Origin of the sequence: Nostoc sp. KVJ20 (genome assembly GCF_001712795.1) — a bacterium.
GTDB lineage: Bacteria > Cyanobacteriota > Cyanobacteriia > Cyanobacteriales > Nostocaceae > Nostoc.
Map to the genome: position 1 here is coordinate 20951 of NZ_KV757698.1, position 7884 is coordinate 28834.

Sequence of the window (7884 nt, forward strand, 5' to 3'; positions counted from 1 at the left end):
ATTAATCGAGTTGTTTAAGACGGTAGCCTACACCGTGAACTGTTTCAATAAAATCTTCAAAAGCTCCGGCGGCTTTGAGCTTTTGACGTAGGCTTCTAAGATGAACTTTCACAGCGTGTTCTTCTGGAGGAGACTCTAGCGACCAAATATGTTCAATAATCACGCTGCGACTAAGGACACGACGACCATTTCGCAGTAATAGCTCTAATATTCCGTACTCTTTCGGGGTTAAATGTAGCATATTTTTACCGTAGCTCACTTCATAAGTACTGGGGTTGAGATGCAGATTGCCCCATTCCAAAATCGGCGGTGATGAAACATTACCCCGACGAAGCAAGGCGCGAATTCGTGCAAATAGTTCTTGCAAATCCACCGGTTTAACGACATAATCATCTGCACCTGCATCAAGTCCGGTGATTTTATCGCTAACGGTGTCACGTGCAGTAAGCATAAGAACTGGCATAGTGTAGCTGTGCGATCGCAACCGGTGACATAAACTAATTCCATCGAGTTCTGGCAACATCACATCCAGCAGCAGCAAATCATAATCCAGCATTTTGGCTTGATTCCATCCCGCCTCACCATCTGTAACCACATCAACTACATAACGCTGGTCTGTAAGGGCTTCTGCTAAAGTTTCGGCAAGGCGTACATCATCCTCAACTAAGAGAATTCGCATAATTTTTTTGAACCATACTAGTTATCTTTAAAACAATCTACGAACTCTGCTTGAAGAAATATTGCGAAAAGTAACAATTTCTCGATTTCGTTGCTTCTTTCCGATTTCTTTACCATTTCCTGAGCTATTTCCTTACTTTTGATATGTAACTTTCTATTCTATGTAGGTTTTTAATAACTTCCTGTAGATGTTCCAAAAGAACTCTATCTTTAACCAGGAGATTTTCAAAAAATGCCTTTTAGTGCATAAGTCCCATAAACCCCAATCCGCTCCGGTAAGGATGTTGACCTCAGAATTAGGTTTGGGGAAAAGGTTAGTGGGTTTGGGTTAAAGGTTTTTCCTTCCCTTTTCACCGAACCGTACTGCCATAAACCCTGCATTCATATCAAATTATTTGAAGCAAAAGTAATGTTGCCGCCACAAGCGCATAAAAAGCTCCAATGTTGGATAAGAAGCCGTCATTTAATCTGTTCGGGTCACTTTTTTCTATTTGAAACTATAGACTATTCTTGCGTTGAGAGATTTACCGATTGTATAGATGCCCTAGGAGGAACATTAATTTCTGTTGAGCCGGTTGACAAAATTTGGATGGGTGATCATCGACAGGTTTTTCTTTATCGTGTCAAAGCCAGTTTGTTTACGCCTTGTCATCAGTTAAGGCAATACTGGTTTAAGTATGGTGGTTTATACACTAGATTTGATAAAAATTGTTAATTTTTTTTGGATTATGGGCTTCGATAATTTTAATATGGATTTTTCACTCTAATTTCATTTTTAACCAACCAAATAACTGTTCTACTGTCAACTCTAAATCGATACCATCTAGAACAGTCAAGCTATCTTCTCTATGACAAAATTCTGGTTGTTGATGTGGTTTAAATACAAGAACTGAGCGATCATCAGGATCAATCAACCATCCTAGCTGACAACCATATTTTAAGCAGTGCAAAATATTGTTGGTAACTCGATTGGAACTTTGATCTGGAGAAAGAATTTCAATTGTCCAGTTCGGAGCAATTAACACATCATCTACAGGTTCTCCGTTATCGTCAAACTCAATTTGTTGCCAACGAATAACCGCCACATCTGGAACAATTGAGCGACCACCAAAAGTACAACGCAACTCTGGAAAAGCATAAGCGATTTGCTTTTTCTCTGCGACTTCGTTAATCCCATTAATCAACTTACCCTGAAGTCGGGAGTGGCGAGTTTTCGGCATTGGTTTTTGGATAATTTCACCATCAATATAAAGACTTGCAGGCTTTGTTTCTGGCAACTTGAGAAATTCTTCTAGGGTTAGGGATGGAGATTTTGCAACACTCATGACTTCTGCCACTCCGAAAGTCGTACATCCAGTTTATCAACGTTCGGAACTAATAGATGACCGAAAACAGTACACTAAACCAAATGCTTCTAATCTCTGTTCTCCACGCTCATGACCGATTTTAGCGTTATCAATCTCGCCCCCATCGGTGTTGGCTTTAGCATTATTGCATTGGCGGTAATTTACTATTTTCTCAATCTAGAAGTAACTAAACGGCAACGAGCAGAAGTGATACTGCGGCAACAAACTGAGCGGGAACGCCTGGTAAACCAGATTGCTCATCATATCCGTGAATCTTTGGAGTTAGAGGAAGTTCTTACTACCACTGTTGCAGACGTGCGCGAGTTTCTCCAAGCAGATAGGGTGCTAATTTATCGCCTCTGGGAAGATGGTACAGGCAGCGCAATTACTGAAACAGTTTTACCTAAATATATAAAAATTTTAGGAGAAACTTTTCCACAAGAAGTGTTTCCTAGAGAGTATCATCAAGCTTATTCATTAGGAAAAACCCGCGCGATCGCTAACGTTGAACAAGCAGATGTTGAACCATGTTTGGCAGAATTCGTGAAACAGTTCGGTGTTAAAGCCAAGTTGGTAGTGCCAATTTTACAAGAAAATCGGGAAGCGGATAAACAACGAGATAGCAAGACACCTGCTTCTACCCCTTATCTTTGGGGCTTATTGATTGCCCATCAGTGCGATCGCACCCGCATCTGGGAATCTTGGGAAGTTGAATTAATGAAGCAACTTGCAACCCAAGTGGCGATCGCTATTCAACAGTCAGAACTTTACAAACAGCTACAAACACTCAACGCTGAATTAGAACACCGCGTTGAACAGCGGACTCAAGAATTAGCTTTAGCCAATGTCTCTCTCCGAGCAGAAATTGCTGAACGTCAGCGCACTCAAGCCGCGCTGCAAGCTCTAATTACTGCCTCTCCTCGGGCCATCTTCACACTTGATTTAGAAGGGAATGTAAAAATCTGGAATCCTGCTGCTGAACGGATGTTTGGCTGGACGGAGGCAGAGGTAGTTGATCATCCTAACCCAATTTTTTTAGACGATCAATTAGAGGAATATAACACTCTCCAACAAAGTATCTTACAAGGAACAACCTATACCAGAGTTGAATTGCGCCGTTTTAAAAAAGATGGCACTGCGATCGATATAATTTTCTCCGCCGCTCCATTGCACGATCGCGACGATAGTATCAACGGCATGGTAGCAGTGATTGCTGATATCACACACCAAAAGAAGCAGGAAGAACAGGTAAGATTGCTGCAATCTGTGGTCGTAAATACCAATGATGCTGTAGTGATCACTGAAGCGCAACCCATTTCTGAACCTGGGCCGCAGATTATTTATGTTAACGAAGCATTCACCCGAATCACAGGTTACAGCCTGGGAGAAGTTTTAGGTAAAACGCCCCGTATTCTTCAAGGAGCGAAAACAAGTCAAACTGAAATGGATAAAGTCTGGACTGCGCTTTCTCGTTGGGAATCAGTCACCGTTCAGGTAATTAACTACCGCAAAGATGGCTCTGAATTCTGGAATGAATTTAGCGTTTTTCCTGTAGCTGATGAAACTGGCTGGTATACCCACTGGATATCAGTACAACGTGACATTACCGAGCGCAAACAAGCTGAACAGGCGTTACGCCAGAGCGAAGAACGCTTCCGCTCATTGATTGAAAATGCTTTAGATATTGTCAAAATTCTCGATGTAGATGGTTCTATTCGCTACGAAAGCCCCTCAGTCGAAAAGGTTTTGGGTTATCCAGCCGCAGAACTAATTGGCAAAAACTTATTAGATTACATTCACCAGGATGATTTTGCTAATACTTACTATAGCTTTACTCATGCCATCCAAAGTTCCGAAGTTACTGCCCCAATCGAGTTTCGTTTTCGGCACAAAGATGGCTCGTGGCGGATGCTAGAAGCTATTAGCCAGAAATTTCTAGATAACACAGCAGACACTAGAATTATAGTTAACTGTCGCGACATTACAGAACGCAAGCGGTTAGATGAAATTCGCATGGCATTAGAGCGAGAGAGAGAACTGAGCGCCCTTAAAACACGTTTTTTCTCAATGGCATCTCACGAATTTCGCACTCCTCTAAGTACTGCCTTAGCAGCGGCCCAATTGCTAGAAAACTGTCAGGATGAATGGGATAACTCTTCTAAACGATTAAGGAACTTGCAGCGGATTCAACTCTCTGTCAAAAATATGGTTCAGATATTAGACGATATTTTGACCATCAATCGAGCCGAAACCGGAAAACTAGAATTTAATCCCAAACTCCTAGATTTAGAAGGATTTTGCGGTTATTTTGTGGAAGAAATGCGCCTAAGTACAGACGAAAGGCACACACTTGGTTTTATTTGCCAAGGAAAAGCTGTTCCGGCTTGGGTGGATGAAAGGTTGTTGCGTTCTATTCTGTCTAATTTGCTGCTGAATGCGATTAAATATTCTCCTCATGGAGGGAATGTGCATCTTAGTCTGGAGTTTAAATCAGATACGGTGATTCTCCAAGTTCAAGATCAGGGTATTGGAATTCCGCTAGCAGATCAAAAGCAGTTGTTTGAGCCGTTTCATCGTGGCAAGAATGTCAGAAGCATTCCTGGTACAGGATTAGGATTGGTAGTAGTGAAAAAGTGTGTAGATTTACACCAAGGTCATATTAACATCACCACTCAAGTAGGAATTGGTACAACTTGTGCAGTTACTCTCCCATTAGAAGGTAAGTCTAATTAGTTGGGCATTGGGCATTGGGCATTGGGCATTGGGCATTGAAAAGAAACAGGGTAGACAAGGAAGAGATTTATTCAATAATTCCCCCAGTTCCCTTCTTTAGTAAAGAATTGTAATCCAAAATCCAAAATCCAAACTCCAAAATTAGTATGAGTCCCTGACTACGGTAGTCTAGATGAGAGTGAATTTATCGCCTCCTTTGATATATTGTTTTATGACTTCAGTTGTTTCTAGTCCCCCACGCACTATTCGGATTGGTTCACGCAAAAGCCAACTTGCTCTGGTTCAGACCTACTGGGTACAAGAGCAACTCCAGAAAAGCTTTCCTGATATCACTTTTGAAGTCCACACCATGTCTACCCAAGGCGATAAAATCTTGGATGTGGCATTAGCTAAGATTGGCGATAAAGGACTTTTTACTAAAGAACTTGAACTCGGAATGCTCAATCAGGAGATTGACTTTGCAGTTCATTCTCTCAAGGATCTGCCGACTAACTTACCAGAAGGGTTAATGCTGGCAGCAATTACTGAACGGGAAAATCCAGCAGATGCATTAGTTGTGCATGAAAAACACAAAGATAAACAAATCGATACATTGCCAGAAGGTGCGGTAATTGGTACATCTTCTCTACGGCGGTTAGCACAGTTACGCCACCATTTCCCCCACTTTATATTTAAGGATGTCCGGGGAAACTTAATTACACGGTTGGCAAAACTGGATGCAGGTGAGTACGATGCCCTAATTTTGGCAGCCGCAGGGTTAGAAAGATTGGGAATGAGCGATCGCGTTCATCAAGTTATCCCCAAAGAAATCTCACTCCACGCCGTTGGACAAGGTGCTTTAGGGATAGAATGCCGTGCCGATGATAGTGAATTGCTATCTCTACTCAAAGCGATCGAACATCCCGAAACACGCGATCGCTGTCTCGCTGAACGATCTTTTCTACGCTCATTAGAAGGCGGTTGTCAAGTACCTATCGGTGTAAATACAGAAATATCTGGTGATAACTTGACCTTAACGGGCATAGTTGCCAGTGTAGATGGTCAAAAGTTGGTAAAAGATACCGTCACAGGCAAGGCTAACAATGCCGAAGCACTAGGCACAGAACTAGCAGAAGTGTTGCGGCAACAGGGAGCGCAAGAAATTCTAGAAGAAATTTTTGCGGTGATTCAGCGCGGTTCCTAAGCAATTGGGCAAGCCGATGTGATTAGATAAGAATTGATCGCCGTTACACAAAAGACGCGAAAAATCGCGTTGGTCGGGATCAGCAAGTTAATTTGACAATATAGACTCAGGGAAGCAAAAATTACCATGCGGATTCTATTTGTTGCAGCAGAGGCAGCACCCATTGCGAAAGTAGGAGGAATGGGTGATGTTGTTGGGGCATTACCCAAATTTCTGAGAGAAATGGGGCATGATGTGCGGATATTCTTGCCTTACTATGGCTTTCTGCCAGACAAAATGGAAATTCCCAAAGAACCCATCTGGCGGGGAAATGCCATGTTCCAGGAATTTGCTGTTTATGAAAGCGTTCTGCCTGGTACTGATGTTCCCTTGTACTTATTTGGACATCCCGTATTCCTACCCCGCCGGATTTATTCTGGAGATGATGAAGACTGGCGGTTCACCTTTTTTTCCAATGGTGCAGCCGAATTCGCCTGGAATTACTGGAAACCAGAAATTATCCACTGTCATGATTGGCATACGGGGATGATTCCCGTGTGGATGCACCAAGATCCTGATATCACCACAGTGTTTACCATTCATAACCTGGCTTATCAAGGGCCGTGGCGTTGGTATTTAGAGAAAATTACTTGGTGTCCGTGGTATATGCAAGGACACAACGTCATGGCAGCGGCGGTGCAATTTGCCAATAAGGTAAATACAGTTTCGCCCACATACGCCGAGCAAATCAAGACAGCAACCTACGGTGAAACATTAGAAGGTTTGTTGTCCTTTATTAGCGGTAAATTATCTGGAATTATCAACGGTATTGATACCGAGGTTTATAATCCAGAAAATGACAAATACATTGCTCAAACCTTTACTGCTGATACTTTAGATAAGCGCAAAGCCAACAAAATTGCTTTGCAAGAAGAAGTAGGATTAGAAGTCAACTCCAAAGCCTTTTTAATTGGGATTGTGACCCGATTAGTAGAACAAAAAGGCATTGATTTGATATTGCAAATCCTCGATCGCTTCCTTTCTTATACAGATGCCCAGTTTGTGCTGTTGGGGACAGGCGATCGCTACTATGAAACTCAGATGTGGCAATTAGCATCCCGCTTTCCCGGACGCATGGCAACTTACTTGCTGTATAACGATGCCCTGTCTCGCCGCATTTACGCTGGTACTGACGCTTTCTTAATGCCTAGTCGTTTTGAACCTTGCGGTATTAGCCAAATGATGTCTTTGCGCTACGGTTCTGTGCCCATTGTCCGCCGCACAGGTGGATTAGTTGACACCGTAACCCATCACGACCCCGAAAATGCCGCAGGTACGGGTTATTGCTTTGACCGCTATGAACCCCTAGACCTTTTCACCTGTATGATCCGGGCTTGGGAAGGCTTCCGTTTTAAACCGCAATGGCAAGAACTACAACAACGGGGCATGGCCCAAGATTTTAGTTGGTATCAATCTGCCAAAGAGTACGTGAAGTTGTACAGATCAATTTTCGGTTTGCCAGAAGAAGAAGAGACACCAGAACCAAAGTTAGTGTTAAACGAAGCAGTCACCACTAGCAAGCAAAAAGGCGGTTAGAAACCGCGTATACACAGACAAAACCCACCTCCGTGGGTTTCAAACCTCAACGAAAATCGGCGGGAATCCCATCCCAACAAGAGGGGTGGGAGAGATAGCATTCGTGTCAACTTAAGCTAGAAATAGCTTCGCTGCGGGCTTCATAACCCGCCAGAGAATGAATTCTCTGGCTCATAGCTAAAGTCTACTGAAGTAGACTGAATATTTTTGGCGATATCTAGTCATCTTCAGATGACTTTAGCTATGAGACAGGGATTTACAATCCCTGGCGGACGTGCTGGCGGACGTGCGGTTTCGCATGAACTTGACACCAAAGCTAAAGTCTACTGAAGTAGACTGAATATTTTTGGCGATATCTAGTCATCTTCA

Annotated in this window: 6 protein-coding genes; 4 read left to right on the top strand and 2 right to left on the bottom strand. The window is 42.8% G+C overall.

Annotated features, from left to right (window positions below; genetic code table 11):
* Position 1 precedes the first annotated feature (1 nt).
* Both A4S05_RS29485 and A4S05_RS29490 read right to left on the bottom strand, forming a co-directional pair.
* Entirely contained in the window at positions 2-679 is a 678-nt protein-coding gene (locus tag A4S05_RS29485; RefSeq protein ID WP_069073325.1) for a response regulator transcription factor, read from the bottom strand.
* A gap of 757 nt (positions 680-1436) precedes the next feature.
* Entirely contained in the window at positions 1437-2003 is a 567-nt protein-coding gene (locus tag A4S05_RS29490) for a Uma2 family endonuclease (protein WP_069073326.1), read from the bottom strand.
* A gap of 111 nt (positions 2004-2114) precedes the next feature.
* Between A4S05_RS29490 and A4S05_RS29495 the strand changes: the two genes are divergently transcribed.
* From A4S05_RS29495 to A4S05_RS43740, 4 genes are all read left to right on the top strand, one after another.
* Positions 2115-4757 carry a PAS domain S-box protein gene (locus A4S05_RS29495; protein WP_069073327.1) on the top strand — a complete coding sequence of 881 codons (2643 nt, stop codon included), beginning with the start codon at positions 2115-2117 and terminating at the stop codon, positions 4755-4757.
* Between the two features lie 211 nt (positions 4758-4968).
* Complete coding sequence (hemC, locus tag A4S05_RS29500; RefSeq protein ID WP_069073328.1) at positions 4969-5940, top strand: hydroxymethylbilane synthase; 972 nt, start codon at positions 4969-4971, stop codon at positions 5938-5940.
* A 126-nt stretch (positions 5941-6066) separates the two neighbouring features.
* A complete protein-coding gene (glgA, locus tag A4S05_RS29505; RefSeq protein WP_069073329.1) occupies positions 6067-7515 on the top strand; it encodes a glycogen synthase GlgA in 1449 nt (482 codons plus the stop codon).
* A 207-nt stretch (positions 7516-7722) separates the two neighbouring features.
* Positions 7723-7845 carry a hypothetical protein gene (locus A4S05_RS43740; protein WP_256091242.1) on the top strand — a complete coding sequence of 41 codons (123 nt, stop codon included), beginning with the start codon at positions 7723-7725 and terminating at the stop codon, positions 7843-7845.
* The last annotated feature ends 39 nt before the right edge of the window (positions 7846-7884 follow it).

Bases quoted from the DNA above. Each gene is read 5' to 3' on its own strand.
- hemC (WP_069073328.1), top strand. From the start codon at position 4,969: ATGACTTCAGTTGTTTCTAGTCCCCCACGCACTATTCGGATTGGTTCA.
- A4S05_RS29495 (WP_069073327.1), top strand. From the start codon at position 2,115: ATGACCGATTTTAGCGTTATCAATCTCGCCCCCATCGGTGTTGGCTTT.
- A4S05_RS29490 (WP_069073326.1), bottom strand. From the start codon at position 2,003: ATGAGTGTTGCAAAATCTCCATCCCTAACCCTAGAAGAATTTCTCAAG.
- glgA (WP_069073329.1), top strand. From the start codon at position 6,067: ATGCGGATTCTATTTGTTGCAGCAGAGGCAGCACCCATTGCGAAAGTA.
- A4S05_RS29485 (WP_069073325.1), bottom strand. From the start codon at position 679: ATGCGAATTCTCTTAGTTGAGGATGATGTACGCCTTGCCGAAACTTTA.